Origin of the sequence: Pseudomonas vancouverensis, from assembly GCF_004348895.1 — a bacterium.
Taxonomy (GTDB): Bacteria; Pseudomonadota; Gammaproteobacteria; order Pseudomonadales; family Pseudomonadaceae; genus Aquipseudomonas; species Aquipseudomonas vancouverensis.
The window spans coordinates 121889-138052 of sequence record NZ_RRZK01000012.1 but is presented as its reverse complement, the minus strand read 5'-3'; the positions used below and the strand labels follow the sequence as shown (position 1 = coordinate 138052).

The window sequence follows — 16164 nt, the reverse complement described above, 5'->3', positions numbered from 1 at the left end:
ACCCGATCAGCGCAACAGTGGCCGCAGCAGTTCGCGGGAAATGATGTGACGCTGGATTTCCGAGGTGCCTTCCCAGACCCGCTCGATCCGTGCGTTACGCCAGATGCGCTCCACCGGGCTTTCATCCATCAGGCCCATGCCGCCGAAGATCTGCACTGCTTCGTCGGCAGCACGGCCCAGCACTTCACTGGCGAACAACTTGGCCATGCCGGCCTCGCCGTCGGTCATGGTGCCCTGGTCCATTTTCCACGCGGTGTGCAGGGTCAGCAGCTCGGCGGCGCGGATCTGCGTGGCCATGTCCGCCAACTTGAACGACACGCCCTGGAAGTTGCCGATGGCCTGACCGAACTGCTTGCGGTCCGCCGCCCATTGCAGCGATACGTCGAGCGCACGCTGGGCCTGACCGACGCAGTTGGCCGCGACCATCACCCGCCCGGCAGTCAGCCAGGCGTTGGCCACGTCCCAGCCCTTGCCGACTTCGCCGAGCACTTTGCTCGCCGGTACGCGGCAGTCGTCGAAGAACATTTCGAAGGTGTGGTAACCACGGTTGCTGACGCACTTGGGACCACGGCGAATGGTCATGCCCGGGGTGTTGCGGTCGACCAGGAACGAGGTCACGGCGTTGCGCTTCTTGCCGTTGTGCTCGTAGGTGTCGGTGACGGCAAAGACGATGGCGAAATCGGCATGGCCGGCGTGGCTGATGAAGTGCTTGCTGCCATTGAGGACGAAGTCGTCGCCTTCACGCACGGCGCGGGTCTTGATTGCGTTGGCGTCGGAACCGGCACCCGGTTCGGTCAGGGCGAAGCAGTCGATTTTCTCGCCCTGGATGCACGGCAGCAGGTAGTCGTTGATCTGGTCACCGGTGCAGGCCATGAGGATCTTCGACGGCCGTGCGACGAACACGTGCAGCGCCCAGGAGACTTTCGACAGCTCACGTTCGATGAGGGCCTGGGACAGGTAATCGAGGCCGCCACCGCCCACTTCTTCGGGCATGTTGAAGGCGTAGAAACCGGCAGCGATGGCCTTGCCACGAATCTGCGCGGCCAGTTCCGGGGACACTTCGTCGGCACGGTCGACTTCGGTTTCGTAAGGCAGCAGTTCCTTCTCGACGAAGCTGCGTACCGAGTCCACCAACATTTCTTGTTCTTGGGTCAGTTGGAAATTCATGCTGCTACCTGTTGTTCGTGTGCTGATAGAGGTGGGCAAAACGGTCCGTCTTAACGGCCGACAAAATTCGCCGGGCGTTTTTCCATGGCGGCGCGCAGGGCCTCGCTGCCGTCTTCGCTACGCCCACACAACAGACCGGCGGCGAGCTCGGCTTGCAATTGTTCAGCGAGGCTGCGTTCGGCGCCGTCACGGATGAGTTTCTTGGTTTGCGCGAAGGCGAAGGTCGGACCTGCTGCCAGGCGTGTCGCCAGTTCGTTGGTCACGGTGAGCAGTTGATCGTCGGCACAGACTTCACCGACCAGCCCCGCCGCCAGGGCACGGTCGGCGCCCCACAGCTCATCGAGAAACAGCAGACGCTTGGCCTGTTCGCTGCCGATCAGCCGTGGCAGGTGCCAGCTGGCGCCGGCGTCCGGCGAGTAAGCCATGCTGGTGTAACCGGCCTTGAAGCGCGCCGACTGCCCGGCGATGCGCAGGTCGCAGCACAGGGTCAAGTCCATGCCCGCGCCGACGGCGGTGCCGTTGATGGCAGCGACCGTGGGTTTTTCCAGGCTGTGCAGACGGGTCATCAGGGCGTGAGCGGTTTCGGTCCAGCCGTAGGTTTCCAGGGCGCCACGGGCTTCGGCATCGGCCCATTCGTCGAGGTCGGCGCCGGCGCAGAAACTGCGGCCGCTGCCGGTCAACACCACCACGCGCACGGCGGGATCGGCGTTGTACGCATCGAGCAAGGCGTGCAGGTTTTTCAGGGTTGGAATGTCCAGCGCATTGCGCTGGGCGGTGCGATTGAGGGTGATCCAGGCAACGCCTGCTTCGACTTGGCTGAGCAGCGACGGTTGAGCGGTCATGGGAATCCTCTAATTATTGTGATGGGTCTGAGGTGACGCGACTTGAGCTCATACTAAACGAGTGTTCAGTAAGGCGGCAATCGGCGGATAAATAAGCTGTAACAGGCTTATGCAATCCGTAGGCAATTGGTTTTATTAGCTTTTTTATTGATGAAGCGAAATCGGGCGATGGCGCTGTTACAACTTCGAACAACTAGCGACAGGCGGTAGGTCCCTGGACTTTGTCTCACCGCAAAAACCTGTAGGAGCGAGCCTGCTCGCGATGGTGGGTCAGACACCACTGGGCGACTGACAGGCCATCGCGAGCAAGCTCGCTCCTACAAGGGGACCGTGTGGTGTTTTGGGATCAGGCGGTAGGCAGGCTCGGTGCCAGGACGCCGCCGCGTTTGCGGTGAATCAGGAAGTACGCGCCATAGCACAGCGCAATGAAGCCGAAGCCCCAGTACAGCGACGGCCGCTGGGTTTCATCCAGGGCCAGGAACACGAACAACGAGCAGCACAGGGTGATGCACATCAGCGGCAACACCGGGAACCACGGGGCGCGGTATTTCAGGTCGCTGAGTTTGCCGCCTTCACGCAGGTAAGCCTTGCGGAACTTGTACTGCGCCAGGGCGATGACGATCCAGGTCACTGTGCCGGACATACCGCTCACCGCCATCAACACCATGAACAAGGTGTCAGCGGCGACAAAGCTGGTCATCAGCGACACCAGGGCAAAACACAGGGTGATGCTCAGCGCCCGCAACGGCACGCCACGCTTGCTCAGCGGCGACAGGCTTTTCGGCGCCATGCCGGTTTTCGACATGGCCCACAGAATGCGCGTCGAGGCGTACAGGCCGGAGTTGCCCACCGACAGGATCGCCGTGAGGATGACGAAGTTCATCAGGTCGGCGGCGTAAGGAATGCCGACCATGTCAAACACCTGCACGAACGGGCTTTCCATCAGACCGGCCTGCTGCCACGGCACGATGGCCGACAGCACGATGATCGCCAGGACGTAGAAGATCAGCACACGGAACACCACGTTGCGCACGGCGCGTGGAATGCTCTTTTCCGGCTGGTCGGTTTCACCCGCTGCCACGCCCATGATCTCGCAACCCTGGAAGGCGTAGACCACGGTCATCATCACCGCGAACACCGCAGACAAGCCGTTGGGGAACAGCGAGTCGCCGATCAGGTTGCTGGCCATCGGTGCCGGGGCGCCGCTGGTCAGTGGCATCACGCCGAAGATCACCAGCACGCCAACCACGATAAAACCGAGAATCGCCGCGACCTTGATCCCCGAGAACCAGTACTCCGCTTCACCAAAGGCGCGGGTGGCCAAGGCATTGATGCCGAACAGCACCACCACGAACAACGCCGACCAGTACCAGATCGGCACCGTCGGGAACCAACGGGTCATCAGCATGCCGGCCGCGGTGAATTCCAGGCCCACGGTGGTGGCCCAGCTCATCCAGTACACCCAGCCGATCATGAAGCCGGTGGCCGGGCCGATATATTTGGTGGCGTGGGTCTGGAATGAGCCGGATACCGGCATCTGCACCGACAATTCGCCCAGGCAGACCATCACCAGGTACATCAGGAAACCGGCCACCAGGTAGGCCAGAATCGCCCCCACCGGCCCGCCCTGGTTGATGGTCACCCCCGAGCCCATGAACAGCCCGGTGCCGATCACGCCACCGAGGGAGAGCATGAAAATGTGCCGACTCTTGAGGGCGCGGGTGAGCTGGATGCCTTTGCGATCTGTGTTGTCGTTCATGGCGGCCCCTCAGCAATCGTTCAGGGGCGCAGTGCGGGACAGGGCGTCACGGCACGGGGAGGAATCAGCTTTACGGCAGGTCATTATTATTATCTCCAATAAGCTTCGAAGACCGCGCAGGGGCGGTTACGGCGATTATTGGAAAGCGATGTAAGTTCGGGTTGACCGTAAAGATCGAAGTTGTAGAAAGTCGTAACAAACTTGTACGTCAGTGCTGCAACAGGCCTTCCAGGGTCAGCAGCGAGCGTTGCATGTGGATGTGCACTGAAGGGGTAATGGCCTGGATCGCCGATTCGTCATTGTCCAGCGCAGCTTCTTCGAGCTTGCGCAGCTCCCCCGCCAGACCGCGAAAGCCCAGGGAGTCACTGCTGCCGGCCAGGCGATGGGCCTGATGAGCGATTTCGGTGCAATCGTCCGCCGCCAGGGCGTCAGCCAATGCTTCGCGATGTTGAACAATCGAACCACGCAATACCGCGAGCAAACCCTGCACCTTTTGTTCGCCGAGCAAGGTGCGATGGGTGCTCAGCAGCGGCCAGTCAATCGCCTCGTCGGCGTCGGCAACAGCGTCGGCAGGCCCCTGTCCTTGCAACACCTGACGCAGGTTTTCCAGCCGCAACGGTTTGGCGAGGATGCCATCCATCCCAGCCTCCATATAACCGCGCACCAGCGTCGGCTGCACGCTGGCGGTCAGGGCAAAGATCCTCGTGCAGCGGTTGGGCCCATCATGACTGCGAATATGCCTGCACAACTCATCACCGCTGATGCCTGGCAGGTGCACGTCGAGCAGGATCAGATCGAACACCCGAGCGGCGCATTGCTGCAGCGCCTGCCCGGCCTCTTCTGCCAGCCAGACCTGATGACCGTCCCGTTCGAGCAGGCCCTGTGCGACCTCGCGGTTGAGGGCGACATCTTCGACCACGAGAATTTTCATGGCAGGTGCGCCCGCACCTATCGGCGTCAGTTGTGCGCTAGCGTCGGCCACTTGCAGGTCGAGCTCAAACCAGAATCGGCTGCCCCGCCCGACCTCACTGTCCACGCCTATCTGGCCGCCCATCTGCTCGACCAGATGCTTGCAGATCGCCAATCCCAACCCGGTGCCGCCGAAACGCTGGGCGACGTCTTCGCTGGCCTGGGTAAATCGTTCGAAGATCTTCGCCTGCATGCCCGGCTCAATGCCGATGCCGTTGTCGCTGACGTTGACCCGAATGCGCTGACAGCCTGAATCTGCAGACAAAAGCCGGACCTCGACGCTGACTTCGCCGCCTTCGGTGAACTTGATCGCGTTGGCCAGCAGGTTGCTCAGCACCTGGCGCAGAAACTGCTCGGCGCCGTGGTAGTGCTCGGCGATGACTGGATCGACCCGGCAGTTGAGCAGCGTGTCGTTGCTCAGCGCCCGCGGTTCCAGCAGTGTCAGCACTTCATCGAGCAGCTGACGCAAGGAGAAATCCACCGGCTCGGGGTGGCTGACGCCCTCCTCCAGTTTGGCGAAATACAGCACTTCGTTGAGGATGGTCAGCAGGCCTTCGCCGGCCTTGTGCAACGCGTCCAGGCGTTTGCCGTTCTGTTCGTCCAGGCGTGCACCGCGCAGCAGTTCGGCCATGCCGAGGATACCGTTGAGCGGCGTGCGCAACTCGTGGCTCATGGTCGCCAGAAAACGTGACTTGGCGAGGTTGGCCGCTTCCGCCTCGTCCTTGGCGCGCATCAGGCTGGCGGTGCGACGCTCGACCCGTTTGAGCAATTCGTCACGATTGTCCTGCAAGGCCAGGCGATCGTTTTCCCGCCGTTCGATGTCGCTGAGGATGGCCCGGCGCATGTCGTCCAGGGCATCGGCCACGGTGTCGATTTCGTCACTGTTGGCGCTGCGGCGCTTGTGCAGGTGCAAGGGTTCCTGCCACTCGCCGTCGGCGATGCGCCGGGCAAAGTCGGCCATGACCTGCAGATGTCGAGTCACCAACCGATAAAACAGGCCGGACAGTGCGATGGCCAGACCACAGAGAAACACTGCCATCCACAACAGGCTGGTCAGCCCGGTCGCGTACAACCGCTTGTAGACCGCGCCCAGATCGGTACTCACTTCCAGCTCGCCGAGGTTGCGCACCGGGCCGGACGGCGGTTGGTAATCCAGGGTAAATCGCTCGATGCGCAGCGGCCCTTCCGGCTGCGGATTGCCCTGCATCAGATCAAAATCCGGACTGCTCAGGTGCACCCGCGTCACGTCGGAGAAATCCACCAGGCCGCGCAATTGCACGTTGAGCTGCTCCTGGTTCAAGTCCCAGAGGCTGCGTTCGAGGCTGGCCAGATAGCCGGCGCGGATCAACTCCATGCGCGCGTCGATGTCACGCATTTCCCGGCGATATTCGATGTACAACTGCACGCTGCTGGCCAGCACGGTAAAACACAGGCTGAACAACAGGATGAACAGCAGCAGGCGCCGCAACAGTCCGGCGGGGCGGGCGCGCATCATTGCTCGTTCGCCGGCAGGTTGATCATGTCGCGGTAGGTCACTTCGCTTTCGTTGAGCCAGCGCTCGATGTCACCGCCATCGACCATGCGTTGCAAGCCGGCATCGATTTCGGGCATGCGACTAGCCAAGGGCGAACGGCGGGACACGGCGACCCGCAGGTAGTCCACGCTCAATGCCTTGGGCAAGGCGACGATGTCTTTGCCACCCGGCAGGTTTTCCACGTACAACTGGCCGGTGCGACGCTCCTGGGTGATGAAGTCGATGCGTCCGCGAATCAGCTTGCCGAAGTTCTGGTGGCTGTCGGAGACCCATTCGATGTTGTTGTTTTTCGCGACCAGGCGATCGAAGTCCACGCCGTAGCTTTCGCCGAACAACAAGCCGCCCCGGTAGCGGGCCAGATCATCGAGACGATCGAAGGTCACCGGGTGTTGGCGGTTGACGAACAACGCCACTTCTTCGCGCAGCACCGGCACCGTCGAAAACAGCATGCTCTGTTGCCGTTGCTCGCTGCTGTAGGCCAGCACCACGTCGACCCGACCTTCGGCCGCGTCGAGCAGGCAGCGCTTCCAGTTGCCCAGCACCACCACTTCGACGTCATACCCCAATTGACCGAACAGGTTTTTCACCACGCTCGGCGCCAGGCCACGGACCTGTTTGCCATCGCTCCAGGACACGGGTGGGTACACCGGGTAATCGCAATAACGCACGACTTCGTTCGCCGTGGCATTGCCAAACGCCAAAACCAGCAGCAGCCAACACCAGCGTCCCACGAACGTCAGGCTGCCACGCCAGCGGTGAACAGGTAGCCGGCACCGTGAATGGTGATGATCAACTGCGGCTCGGCAGGATCGTCGTGCAACTTGCGGCGCAGACGGCCGACCAGTACGTCGATGGAGCGGTCGTTGGGCACCCATTCGCGATTGCGGATCTGATCCATCAGTTGATCGCGGCTCAAGGTATGCCCGCTGTTGCGCAGGAACACGCTGAGCAACTGGTACTCGCCGTGGGTCAGCAAGGTTTCGCTGCCGGCCGGATCGATCAGACGACGGCGGTCGGTATCGAGTGCCCAGTCGGCGAATTGCTTGACCGTTTTGGTTGTGGCAGCAGGTGGCGGCGGTGTCTGCGCGTGGCGCACCCGACGAATCAGGTTCTTCGCCCGGGACACCAGTTCGCGCGGGTTGAGGGGTTTGATCACGTAGTCATCGGCGCCGCATTCGAGGCCGACGATGCGGTCGATTTCATCGTTGCGCCCGGTGATCAGGATGATCCCGACTTCCGACCGCACCCGCAGTTCGCGGGTCAGGGTCAGGCCGTCCTTGCCCGGCAAGCGAATGTCGAGCATCACCAGGTCCACGGTCTGGCTGGCGAGAAAGGTTTCCGCCAGTTCCGCAGTGGCGGCGCAATGCACGTCGTAGCCTTCCTGGGACAGGTAGGCGTGCAGCAGTTCGCGAATCAACGGATCGTCATCGACGATCAATACCCGAGGAGTCATCGCTTGAAGTCCTGCATGGGCCCGAGGGCCAAATTTCTTATTAGAGTGTTTTCCTGCACCGGCGCCAGAGAGTATCCATTGTTGAACGACTGATCAACAGCTGCCGGTCTGCACGCAAAAGCGTTGACGACCGCCTGCCTGCAAGCCGTCGACCCAGGCCTCACAGATCTGGATGCCCTGCTCCGGGGTAAAGGTGCCTGGGTTGAGCCCGGACTCCAGCCATAAGCCGTCGAGTATCGCGCTCAAGGCGATGGCCGCGAGGTCGGCATCAAAGTTTTCCCAGCCTCCTTCCTGGGCCAGTTCCATCAGCACCTTGCGCAGGATGGCGCGGTACTCGCCGTAGGAATGATCGTGGGCCTGGTTGATCGCCTCGGCGGTTTTCACCGCGCCCCAGAACGCCAGCCAGGCGTCGATCAGTTGCGGGTCGAGCAATTCGGCGGAGAACGAACCGCGAAAAAACGCCGACAATCGTTCCCGTGCATTGGGCGCCGCCTGCTCCATTGCATCGCGCAACAAGGTCATGACCCGCCCGGTAATCGCCATGTAGGCCTCGGCCACCAGTTCGTCCTTGCCGGAATAGTGGTGGCTGATCAGCCCAACGGAAACGCCCGCTTCGGCGGAAATCTTGCGGATCGATGCGCCCTGGAAACCATGGCGCTTGAGGCACACCAGCGTCGCCTCGATCAGGTTGGCTTTGCGCAACTCCGGTTCCATGCGGGAAAAACGGGCTTCCTGACTCATTGGCGACATGCTCCTGGGTTCGATCGTTGAGGCTCGCTTGCGTTCTCGGCGAGCTGAACGACTGTACAGCAAGAGCAGGAAAAATCGCTAGTCACTTGCCTGTCTGATGATCCGCAGCGCCTGCATCGCTGGCAAACCGGCGATGACGCCTGATCAGTCGCGATAACCGGGCGCAACCCGATCCAGCAACCGCAACATCGCCGCCCAGGCCAGTTGCATGGCATCCGGGTCATTCAGCTGACCCTCCTCCAGCGGCCGTCCCGGATCGTTGAACTGGCGCTCGGTGTGCGCACAGACCTCATCGGGTGGCAAGACGATTTCTCCCGCCGCCATGGCCGCCAACTGAATCTCGCAGGCCTTTTCCAGGTAGTACATGCGCAAGAACGCCTGGCTCACGGTCTCGCCCACGGTCAGCAAGCCGTGGTTACGCAGCATCAGCACCGGCTTGTCACCGATGTCCGCGACCAGGCGCTCCTGCTCGCTCAAGTCCAGTGCCACGCCTTCGTAGTCGTGGTAGGCGACCCGGCCATAGAACTCCATGGAGATCTGGTTGACCGGCAACAACCCGCACTTGAGCGCCGCCACCGCACAACCGGACTTGGTGTGGGTGTGCAACACGCATTGCGCGTCTTCGCGGGCGCCATGAATGGCGCTGTGAATGACGAAGCCGGCGGGGTTCACCGGGTACGGCGACGGCTCGACGGCATGGCCATCGAGGTCGATCTTGACCAGGTTGGAGGCGGTAATTTCATCGAACATCAGCCCGTACGGGTTGATCAGAAAATGATGCTCCGGCCCCGGGATCCGCACCGAGATGTGGGTGAAGATCAGATCGGTCATGCGGAAATGCGCAATCAACCGGTAGCAGGCTGCCAGTTCTTCGCGCAGGCGTTGTTCGGTGATGCTGCGCTCGGCAGTGGCAACGTTGTTCATGCTCAGGTACTCCAGGCTATACGACTGCGGCAGACAGTAAGGCTGGACGCGTCCTGCGTCCAGCCACAGTCACTTATTTACTGGCCCAGGCGTTGAAACGTTCTTCGAGTTCTTCACCGTGATCAACCCAGAAACCGACGTTCATCGACAGCGCGCCCTTGAGGTTCTGCGGTGCGGTTGGCACCCACTGCGCCAGTTTGTCGTCCAGCTGCGCGGCGGCCTGAGTGTTGGTCGGGCCGTAAGGGATCTGCTTCACATAATTGACCTGGGCATCGGGCTGGTTGGCGAAGGCGATGAATCGCTTGGCCTGGTCCACGTGTTTTGAGCCCTTGATGATTGCCCAGTAATCCATGCCATAGAGGCTGCCGGGCCAGACCAGGCCCAAGTGGCTGCCCTTCTGCGCGGCGTCGGCGATGCGACCGCTGTAGGTCGACGTCATCACCACATCGCCGGACATCAGCCATTGCGGTGGCTGGGCGCCCGCTTCCCACCACTGGATATAAGGCTTGAGTTCATTGAGTTTGGCGAACGCCCGGTCCACACCCTGTGGGGTGGCGAGGACCTTGTAGACGTCTTCGGTTTTCACCCCATCGGCGAGCAAGGCAAACTCGAGGTTGTACACCGCGCGTTTACGCAGGCCACGCTTGCCGGGGATTTTCCTGACGTCCCAGAAGTCTGCCCAAGAGGTGGGCGCTTGCGCCAGCTTGTCGGTGTCATAGGCGATTGCCACGCTCCAGACCAGTGCCGCAGAGCCGCAGTCTTGCGCTGCCTCAGGGATCAGTTGGTCTGCGTGGCCCAATCGGGTCCAGTCCAGCCGTTCGTACATGCCTTCTTCGCACCCGCGCATCAGGTCCGGGCCTTCGATCTGTACCACGTCCCAATCGACGTTGCCGGTATCGACCATGACTTTGATCTTGGCCATCTCACCGTTGTATTCGCTCTGGATCACCTTGCTTTGATCCACAGCGGCGAAGGGTTGAAAGAACGCCACGTCCTGGGCTTTTTGTCCGGCTCCGCCGTATCCGACCACCACCATGTCCGATGCTGCCTGAGCGTTGCCAAGGCCCAGGGCCGCGGTCAACACCAAGGGATAAAAACCGTGCTTGAACGTTCGCGATTTCATCAATGGTTCCTCTTGCAGGTGCCACCCGGTCAGCAACCGGAAAGGCCCTTTTTTATTGTTGTGAGGTTCACCCCAGGAGCGGGCTCGGAATGAAACTACTGCAAGCCATAGTAAAAAAACAAGTTGATTTTTTACTGAAGGTAAATTTCTATAGGCCAATAATAACAACGCCAAAAACCTGTGATCTCATGTAGGAGCGAGCATGCTCGCGACGGGCGTTAACGATAACGCGGGCCACCTGATTCCCCGCGGTGCCCGAACCACCATCGTCGGAACGCCGCCCGGAGCATGCTCGCTCCTACAAAGGTCAGCCTGTCTGGAGTAGCCGCACCATGTCGACACCCGCCTTCGCGCACCTGTTCGAACCCTTGCAGATCCGTGGCAAGCGCCTGAAAAACCGCATCATGTCCAGCGGTCACGACACCTCGATGCCCACGGACAACCTGGTCAACGAACAGTTGATTGCCTATCACCGGGCGCGTGCCGAAGGCGGCGCCGGGCTGATCGTGTTGCAGGTCGCCGGTGTCCATGACAGTGCGCGCTACACCTCCCATGTGCTGATGGCCACGGACGATGCCTGCATCGAGGGCTATCGCAAGATCGCCGAGGAATGCCACGCCCACGGCACCGTGGTGCTGTCCCAAGTGTTCCATCCCGGACGGGAAATCATGGAGTCCAGCGATGGCCTGCTCGCCGTCGCCTACTCGGCTTCCAACGTGCCGAACGAACGCTTCCGGGTGATGCCCCGGGCGCTCGACCAGGCGATGATCGACGAGATCATCAAGGGCTATGCCGACGCCGCGCGACGCCTGTATCAGGCCGGGATCGACGGCGTGGAAGTGGTCGCCAGCCACGGTTATCTGCCGGCGCAGTTCATCAATCCACGGGTCAACCGCCGCACCGATGGCTACAACGGTGAGCTGGAACAACGCCTGCGCTTTGTCCGTGAAGTGATTGCCGCCGTGCGCGCCGCGACCGATGAGCAGTTCATCGTCGGCCTGCGCATCTCCGCCGACGAACGCGACCCCGAAGGCCTGACCGAAGACGAATCCCTGGCAGCGGTACAGAAGCTGCAATCACAGCTCGATTACGTGCACATCGTTGCCGGCACCTCGGCTTCTCTGGGGGGCGCGGTGCATATCGTGCCGCCGATGGCGATCGAGGCGGCGTATCTGGCCAGGGAAGCCGGCACCTTCAAGGCGAGTCTGGACATCCCGTTGTTCGTCACCGGCCGCATCAACCAGCCCCAGGAGGCCGAGCTGATTCTGGCCCGTGGCCAGGCCGATGTCTGCGGCATGACCCGCGCATTGATCTGCGACCCGCAAATGCCGAACAAGACCGACACCGGCCGCGTCGAAGACGTGCGCGCGTGCATCGCCTGCAACCAGGCGTGCATCGGGCACTTCCACAAAGGCCTGCCGATTTCCTGCATCCAGCACCCGGAGACCGGCCGCGAGCTGATTTTCGGCGAGCGCAAAGTCGCGACAACACGCAAGCGCATCATGGTCGTTGGCGGTGGTCCGGCCGGCATGAAAGCTGCTGCCGTCGCTGCCCAGCGCGGACATGAGGTGACCCTGTACGAAGCCAGTTCACAGCTTGGCGGCCAGGTTCTGCTTGCGCAGTTGCTGCCACGGCGCAGCGAGTTCGGCGGCGCCAGCACCAACCTGCAACGGGAAATGGAACTGGCCGGGGTGCGCGTGGTGCGCAACACCCGGGTTGACCGTGCGCTGGTCGAGCAGGAAAAACCTGACAAGGTGATCATCGCCACGGGCGCCGAACCTTACTGGCCAGCGTTCGAACGCGGTGGTGAGTTGCAGGTGGTGGATGCCTGGCAGGTCCTGCGCGACGAGGTAAAAATCGGTCGATCGGTGGTGGTGGTCGACTGGCGCTGCGACTGGATTGGTCCCGGTGTAGCGGAGCGCCTGATCCGCGCCGGTCATCAGGTGCAACTGGCGGTCAACGGCACGCATTGTGGCGAGAACCTGCCGCTGTATGTACGCGACCAACTGGCCGGCGAGCTGCACAAACTGGCAGTGCCGATTACCCCCTACGCACGCCTGTACGGCTGCGATGACAACACCGTCTACCTGCAACACACCGCGAGCGGCGAGCCGATGTTGATGGAAGACGTCGACACCCTGGTGCTGTGCAGCGGCCACCAGCCAGTGGACACCCTCGGTACCGAATTGCAGGGGCTGGTGGAGTTTCAACGCATTGGCGACTGCCTGGCGCCGCGAACGGCGGAAGAAGCGATTTATGAAGGTTTGAAAGTCGCGTGGGAGCTGTAAGGCTGTTTATACTCCGGGGCTTTAACGGCTGACCCCCCATCCTGTAGGAGCGAGCATGCTCGCGATGGCGTCAAAAACACCGCGTTGAACCTGCCTTCACGCGTTATCGTTGGCGACCATCGCGAGCATGCTCGCTCCTACAAGGGATCTGCGCCATACCCCCGGTTCGGAATTTTCCATGAGCAACAGCAGCAAGATGCCGCCCGCCTCCGACGCCGCCGCGCCGCATTTCCTCGGCACGCGGATTCGCGGTCTGCGCAAACGTCGGGGCATGACGCTCGCGGAACTGGCCAGCCAGAGCGAGCTCACCGCCGGTTACATCAGCCAGCTGGAACGCAACCTCGCCTATCCGTCGATCCCGGCGCTGTTCAACATCACCCGTAGCCTGGGCGTGACCATTCAATGGTTCTTTGCCAGTGAAGCGACCACCGACCCGGCCGACGACGGCATCGTGGTACGCAAGCACAGCCGCCTCAACGTGCATTACGAAGACGGTATCGTCGACCAGTTGTTGACCCCGCAAGCCACGCGACAACTGGAGATGCTCCACTCGCGCTTTCCGCCCGGCACCTACAGCCAGCAAAGCTACAGCCACGATGGCGAGGAAGCGGGTTTTCTGTTGTCCGGCAGTTTCGAGTTGTGGGTCGGCGAGCGTTATTTCCAGCTCAATGAAGGCGACAGCTTCAGCTTTTCCAGCCAGGAGCCGCATCGCTACGGCAACCCTGGAGAGGTCGATGCGGTGGTGATCTGGGTGATCACCCCACCGACGTTTTAACGGCGTCCGCGACCGTTGACCGGCACGGCACTCGCACGTTTGAGGGTGTCGCTCGGCAGCTCCTTGAACAGGGCCCGGTAGCTGCTGGAAAACCGCCCCAGGTGCCAGAACGACCAGTGCATGGCCACCTCGGCCACGGTGGTTTGCGTCGGCGTGCGACTGAGCAATTCACGTCGCGCACTGTTGAGCCGGCGCAGGCGCAACCACTGGGTCGGCGCCATGCCGGTGTAGGTCTTGAACGCATGCTGCAACTGACGCAATGAGACGCCGGCCACCAGCGACAGCTCCAACAGGTTCAAGTGTTCTTCCGGGGTGTCCGCCGCCCACTCCCCCACACGCTTCATGATCGCCCGTTCGCTGGCACGGCGCTGCAACGCACCCTGATCCAGGCACACGCAGGCGTTATCGAGAATGAACAGGCAATCGTCGAGTAATTGCTGGGTCAGGGTTTCGCGGGTCGGCGGGTCGAAGGTTTGCGACAGGCGCGTCAGGGTGCTGCTGAGCCAGCGACAGAACAAGGCGTTCTGCTGGGAATTGAGCGGCGCCATGAACAGCCCTTCGAGTCGGGCGATGTCGAGGCTGTTGCGTTGCACGAACTCCGGGCCGAAGACCACGGCGATTTCCTGGTAATTCTCCGGCGTGATCCAGATGTTGCGGCTCTCGCCGTTCAACACATAGAGCGCGTTGTCGCTGCGGTCGAAACAGAACGACAACGAGCCCTGGGGCGCGCTGAAATTCTGCTCGACCCGGGTGTTCATGTGTTCCTCGTAGATCTCCACACCCTGTAAATCCAGATAGCGCACGAGACCTGCGAAATGCCCCGGCGACATCTGTTGGTAATGCTGGGTCCAGCCCGGCGTGGCGCGGATTTGCTCGGCGACATCGGCGGTACTGAAGGCTTGCACCTGTAGCGAATTGCACACTGCGTTTGGGTCTGTCATGGGATGACCTGGCGCACTCTTTTGGTGCACTTTGTACTGCTTAAAGTGGATAGATGGAACGGCAAGGCTCGCCCAAGATAGTCGTCAACGCGCTACAGGGGAAGTGTCGGATAGATGAAATCGGCTTCTTCTGGCGTTAATAAAACCAATAACGAGGTCTTTATGAATGTCCCTTTCGATCAGCTGTTCACTTGGCTGAAAGATCACAAGATTACCGAAGTCGAGTGCGTCGTCAGCGATCTGACCGGCATTGCACGCGGCAAAATTGCACCGACCAACAAGTTCCTGCATGAGCGAGGCATGCGCCTGCCGGAAAGTGTCCTTCTGCAAACGGTAACCGGGGACTTTGTCGACGACGACATCTACTACGACCTGCTCGACCCTGCCGACATCGACATGGTCTGCAAGCCGGTGGCCGACGCCGTTTACGTGGTGCCATGGGCGATCGAGCCAACCGCCATTGTCATCCACGACACCTTCGACAAGTTCGGCAACCCGATCGAACTGTCGCCGCGCAACGTGCTCAAGAAAGTCTTGCAGCTGTACACCGACAAAGGCTGGAAGCCAATCGTTGCGCCGGAAATGGAGTTCTACCTGACCCAGCGCTGCGAAGACCCGGACTTGCCGCTCAAGGCACCGACGGGCCGTTCGGGCCGTGCCGAAAGCGGCCGCCAGTCGTTCTCCATCGATGCTGCCAACGAATTCGACCCGCTGTTCGAAGACGTCTACGACTGGTGCGAACTGCAAGGCCTGGACCTCGACACGTTGATCCACGAAGACGGTCCGGCGCAGATGGAAATCAACTTCCGTCACGGCGACGCCCTCGACCTGGCCGACCAGATCACCGTGTTCAAGCGCACCATGCGTGAAGCGGCGCTCAAGCACAACGTGGCGGCCACCTTTATGGCCAAGCCGGTCGGCGACGAGCCTGGCAGCGCCATGCACATTCACCAGAGCGTGGTCGAAATCGCAACGGGCAAGCCGATTTTCGCCGATGAAAACGGCAACATGAGCGAGCTGTTCCTGCACCACATCGGCGGCCTGCAGAAGTACATCCCGAAACTGCTGCCGATGTTCGCACCGAACGTCAACTCGTTCCGCCGCTTCCTGCCGGACACTTCGGCACCGGTGAACGTCGAGTGGGGCGAAGAAAACCGCACCGTCGGCCTGCGTGTACCGACCTCCAGCCCGGACGCCATGCGCGTGGAAAACCGCCTGCCGGGTGCCGACGCCAACCCGTACCTGGCCATCGCCGCCAGCCTGCTGTGCGGTTACCTGGGCATGGTCGAGCACATCGAGCCAAGCGCTGCAGTACAGGGCCGCGCTTACGAGCGTCGCAACCTGCGCCTGCCGATCACCATCGAAGAAGCGCTGACGCAGATGGAAGAATGCGACACCGTCAGCCGCTACCTGGGCAGCAAGTTCGTGCGTGGCTACGTTGCGGTCAAACGCGCCGAGCATGAGAACTTCAAGCGCGTGATCAGTTCGTGGGAGCGTGAGTTCCTGTTGCTCAGCGTCTGAGATCTTCGCCACCTTCAAGGGCCCCATCGCGAGCAAGTCGAGTCGTCGCACCGTCGCTCCCACAGGAGAGCGCATTTCAACTGTGGGAGCGACGGCGCGACCTGCTCGCAATGGCGGC

General features: G+C 61.5%; 13 protein-coding genes. 3 read left to right on the top strand and 10 right to left on the bottom strand.

Translation table 11 applies throughout. The features are described 5' to 3' along the window. Positions 1–6 precede the first annotated feature (6 nt). The 9 genes from EIY72_RS12560 to EIY72_RS12520 all read right to left on the bottom strand — a co-directional run bounded on the left by EIY72_RS12560 (position 7) and on the right by EIY72_RS12520 (position 10521). Entirely contained in the window at positions 7–1167 is a 1161-nt protein-coding gene (locus EIY72_RS12560) for an acyl-CoA dehydrogenase family protein (RefSeq protein WP_093221304.1), read from the bottom strand. Positions 1168–1217: 50 nt separating this feature from the next. Then, entirely contained in the window at positions 1218–2009 is a 792-nt protein-coding gene (locus EIY72_RS12555) for an enoyl-CoA hydratase/isomerase family protein (protein ID WP_093221316.1), read from the bottom strand. A 346-nt stretch (positions 2010–2355) separates the two neighbouring features. Next, positions 2356–3768 (bottom strand): amino acid permease, encoded by a 1413-nt coding sequence (locus EIY72_RS12550; protein ID WP_093221325.1) that lies wholly within the window; start codon positions 3766–3768, stop codon positions 2356–2358. 208 nt (positions 3769–3976) lie between these two features. Further along, entirely contained in the window at positions 3977–6232 is a 2256-nt protein-coding gene (locus tag EIY72_RS12545) for an ATP-binding protein (RefSeq protein WP_093221330.1), read from the bottom strand. Further along, the gene (locus EIY72_RS12540) at positions 6229–7002 is read right to left on the bottom strand and encodes a substrate-binding periplasmic protein (RefSeq protein ID WP_371315395.1); all 774 of its coding nucleotides are present in this window, start codon (positions 7000–7002) and stop codon (positions 6229–6231) included. Before EIY72_RS12540 ends, EIY72_RS12545 begins: the two co-directional genes overlap by 4 nt. Before the next feature lie 5 nt (positions 7003–7007). After that, positions 7008–7724 (bottom strand): response regulator, encoded by a 717-nt coding sequence (locus tag EIY72_RS12535; RefSeq protein WP_093221335.1) that lies wholly within the window; start codon positions 7722–7724, stop codon positions 7008–7010. Between the two features lie 93 nt (positions 7725–7817). Next, positions 7818–8465, bottom strand: coding sequence for a TetR family transcriptional regulator C-terminal domain-containing protein (locus EIY72_RS12530; protein WP_093221340.1), 648 nt, complete (start codon positions 8463–8465; stop codon positions 7818–7820). Between the two features lie 153 nt (positions 8466–8618). Continuing rightward, positions 8619–9398, bottom strand: a complete 780-nt coding sequence (locus EIY72_RS12525) for a class II aldolase/adducin family protein (protein WP_093221344.1) — start codon at positions 9396–9398, stop codon at positions 8619–8621. A 73-nt stretch (positions 9399–9471) separates the two neighbouring features. Next, positions 9472–10521, bottom strand: coding sequence for an ABC transporter substrate-binding protein (locus EIY72_RS12520; RefSeq protein WP_093221349.1), 1050 nt, complete (start codon positions 10519–10521; stop codon positions 9472–9474). 332 nt (positions 10522–10853) lie between these two features. Between EIY72_RS12520 and EIY72_RS12515 the strand changes: the two genes are divergently transcribed. After that, positions 10854–12809: an oxidoreductase gene (locus tag EIY72_RS12515; RefSeq protein ID WP_093221354.1), complete on the top strand. Its 1956-nt coding sequence runs from the start codon at positions 10854–10856 to the stop codon at positions 12807–12809. Between the two features lie 178 nt (positions 12810–12987). Next, on the top strand, positions 12988–13584 hold the full coding sequence (locus EIY72_RS12510; RefSeq protein WP_093221359.1) for a cupin domain-containing protein: 597 nt from the start codon (positions 12988–12990) through the stop codon (positions 13582–13584). Here the strand turns inward: EIY72_RS12510 and EIY72_RS12505 are convergent. Further along, positions 13581–14525 carry a helix-turn-helix domain-containing protein gene (locus EIY72_RS12505; protein WP_093221364.1) on the bottom strand — a complete coding sequence of 315 codons (945 nt, stop codon included), beginning with the start codon at positions 14523–14525 and terminating at the stop codon, positions 13581–13583. The genes EIY72_RS12510 and EIY72_RS12505 overlap by 4 nt on opposite strands. A 162-nt stretch (positions 14526–14687) precedes the next feature. Here EIY72_RS12505 and EIY72_RS12500 point away from each other — a divergent pair, with 162 nt between their 5' ends. Next, complete coding sequence (locus tag EIY72_RS12500; RefSeq protein ID WP_093221369.1) at positions 14688–16046, top strand: glutamine synthetase family protein; 1359 nt, start codon at positions 14688–14690, stop codon at positions 16044–16046. The last annotated feature ends 118 nt before the right edge of the window (positions 16047–16164 follow it).